Origin of the sequence: Candidatus Culexarchaeum yellowstonense (assembly GCF_024707025.1) — an archaeon.
Taxonomy (GTDB): Archaea; Thermoproteota; Methanomethylicia; order Culexarchaeales; family Culexarchaeaceae; genus Culexarchaeum.
Window position 1 is genome coordinate 1 of the sequence record NZ_JANGFQ010000252.1, and the last position, 3,193, is coordinate 3,193.

At 38.7% G+C, this 3,193-nt stretch carries 1 protein-coding gene and 1 pseudogene; one reads left to right on the forward strand and one right to left on the reverse strand.

What is annotated here, in order from left to right:
• Positions 1-247 (forward strand): annotated as a pseudogene (locus tag MRT15_RS12250) (alanyl-tRNA editing protein); the annotation flags it as partial.
• A 2-nt stretch (positions 248-249) separates the two neighbouring features.
• Here MRT15_RS12250 and MRT15_RS12255 read toward each other — a convergent pair.
• Complete coding sequence (locus MRT15_RS12255; RefSeq protein ID WP_304330576.1) at positions 250-3,039, reverse strand: DEAD/DEAH box helicase; 2,790 nt, start codon at positions 3,037-3,039, stop codon at positions 250-252.
• Positions 3,040-3,193 lie beyond the last annotated feature (154 nt).

Below are 3,193 nucleotides of genomic sequence, written 5' to 3' on the forward strand. Positions count from 1 at the left end.
GCCAGTGAAGGTTATTGAAATGGATAGAGGTGAAGCGGAAAGAGTTTTTGGAGATGAAATGTACGATCTATTCCCAGTACCAGAAGATGTGAAGACCTTATCCATAGTCATAATAGAAGATTGGAATATAAATGCATGCAACAAGATGCATACAAAAACCACAGGGGAAATTGGTTACATAAAGATAGAAGATGTGAGATTTAGACCTTCAAAGAATCTTCTAGAAATAAGTTTCAACATAACGTAAAGCTATGATTCATTCCAAAACGCTCTGGTATCCATATATTCCCTCATAGCATCCATTAAATCTCTAAGAAAACTCTCTAAATCTTTATGCGACTTGGCCAAAATTTGATGTGCAGTCAGCGGGCCAACCCCCTTAACAGCAAGAGCAATTACAGCTTTAACACCATAAAGTAGTATGAGGTCGGAGGACATCCTACAGTAGGTTGCAAGGTAATCTTCATCACCATTCAAAGGCTCGGAAGACTTAATCTTTGAAAGAACCCTCAAAACATCCTCCACCCTCCATTTAACCAACGCAACTCTAATAGAACCACAATAGGGGCATTTTATTGGTTCAGAAACATCTTTAACAGCAACCCTCCAAACCTTCAAACAATCCATACATACAAAATTGACTGTTTTATGGAAAATACTATATGCGAAAAGCTCTTCACTGGTCAATGACTGTATATCCCCAACATCAATTATGGGCATAGCCAATGAGGAAGGCTTACTGGACTTCTCCAAAACCTTCACCTCTATAACCCCACTCCTCAAACCATTAATGAAATCCTTCAACCCCTCAAAATCAAAATGCTCCACAAGCTCAAACCTATAAGCCTCATCATAAACTGGTGTTCCATAAAAAATCTCTGGAAGATGCATCAAATAACTTGTGGTTTTATATTGTAACCCCTTAGGGATGGCATTAAACTTTAAAGCCACATGCCTAATAAAGTATGGATCAACATTGGAGTAGAGTATTCCATGGGCAGTCTCAAGATCCAAATTGGAAATTATGTTGGCAATATCCCCACCACTTACACCCTCCACCATTAGGAGTATCCTATAAGCATCAAACCTCGAGATACACTTAATTCCAAACCTATTCATCAATGACGTGTTAATGATCTTTGATAATGCCCTATTAACTCCATGACCATTAAATGAATGTATTACAATGAACTTATCAAAGGATTCTATGACAACCCTCTTATCTGTTGGAGGGGGGAAACCCATCTCAAAATAGTCTATTATGGGTTTTATGGAATACTTTAATGCATCAAAACCGAAGGGGAATTCCGAATGGAGCATATTAAGCATATCATCCATCGACATACCATTAATCCACATATCATAAATTCTACCAATCAATGAACCAACCTTCAAAGCCACCTTTCTTGGGGTTGGAAGAACTTCCCCTTCCCATCCAGGTATAGCGGCAATATAATCTGTAGATTGATTGACGTAAACTTCAAAATCACTTATCCTACTTATAACCCAAGGTCTACCACGGAGGATTATCTTAACACCAGGCCTAACATACTCTGAAAAGAAGTCTTCACCGAGGAAGCCTAGATCCTCACCACTAGATTCAACTTTAACTGGAAACTTAATTTCCTCTGGAATTGTGGATAAATGCTCATAATAGTATTTCCTACTACGCCTAGAGGGAGCTAGAAATCCATTGGAAACTTTAATTATATCAAGAGTAACCATGTAATCTAAGAGTGATGAGAAGGATTTGAAATCAAGATTCCTATATGGATACGAAGATGTAACAATTCTATAAGCATCATCAATTCCAATTCCATTGAAATCCAAAATTAAGCCAACAATCTGATGTGCCAAAACATCCAATGCACCCTCATGGGAAGGCAAATCCTCCAAATCCCCATCCAAAGCCATCCTACATATAACCATACTCTCCAAAACATCATTAAACCCATTACATATAATGAACCCTTTAGAAACCCTACCTAGAGCATGACCACTCCTACCAACCCTCTGAATTAGAGTTGAAACTTGACGTGGAGATAAATACTGCACCACAGAATCAACGAAACCAACATCTATGCCAAGCTCAAGGGAGGATGTTGCAACAATACACTTCAAATCCCCAGACTTAAACCTAGACTCAATAAGCTCCCTAACACCCCTCGAAAGCGAACTATGATGTGAATATACATCTAAACCAGCAAGCCTAAGCCTACTGCAAAGATACTCAGCATACTCACGGCAATTCACGAAAACTATGGTGGATCTGGAATTGTTAATTAAATCCATAATCCTCCTAATCCTAGAAGCCATATTTGGATTACACATACACTTCAAACTGAAATCGTAATCCAAGCTATCTGGAATGGGATTCTCCACATGTAGTTCAAAGGGCTTAATTGAGGGGTCAATTAAAACTTTAATTTCATCATCAACGCAGAAAAACTTTGAAACATACCCAGGATTTGAAATTGTAGCCGATAAAAGTATTATCTGAAACTTCCCTGAGATAAGCTTAAGACGCTGTAAAGCAAAAGCCAACTGAGTTCCACGCTTACTCCTAACCAAATTATGAGCTTCATCAACAATAACCCACTTAACATTCCTAAGCCAATCCCTCATCCCAGCAGCTGGAAGAATTGCCTGTAAACTCTCTGGAGTTGTAACCAAAACTTCAGGGGGATTCCTAAGCTGTAAACGCCTAACACTGGAAGGTGTGTCACCATGACGAATACTTATCTCAACACCCACCATATCACACCAAACCTTCATCCTCCTAACGATATCCCTATTCAAAGCCCTAAGTGGAGTTATGTATATTACATGTATACCTGGAATCCTACCAAACTTATCCCTAAAACTTAGGTATAAGCTGAGGATTGGGATGAATGCAGCTTCAGTCTTACCTCCACCAGTAGGGCTTATTAGAAGAAGATTCTCCCCCGATAGAATTCTCGGTATGGCGAGATCTTGAATTGGAGTTAAATTTGGAAATAAATGTGGTTTTAATGATTCATGTATTAGGTTTCTGGACATAGTTACAACGATGCCCAGTTTACTGGAATTTAATATGGCTCAATTATCTCTATTTCAGCTTCTTTAACTCCTGGAACTGATTCAGCAGCTTTCTTAACGCTTAGAATCAAGTATCTTGCAAGTGGACACATGAAGGATGGAACTGTTAAACTCA

Bases quoted from the DNA above. Each gene is read 5' to 3' on its own strand.
- MRT15_RS12255 (WP_304330576.1), bottom strand. From the start codon at position 3,039: ATGTCCAGAAACCTAATACATGAATCATTAAAACCACATTTATTTCCA.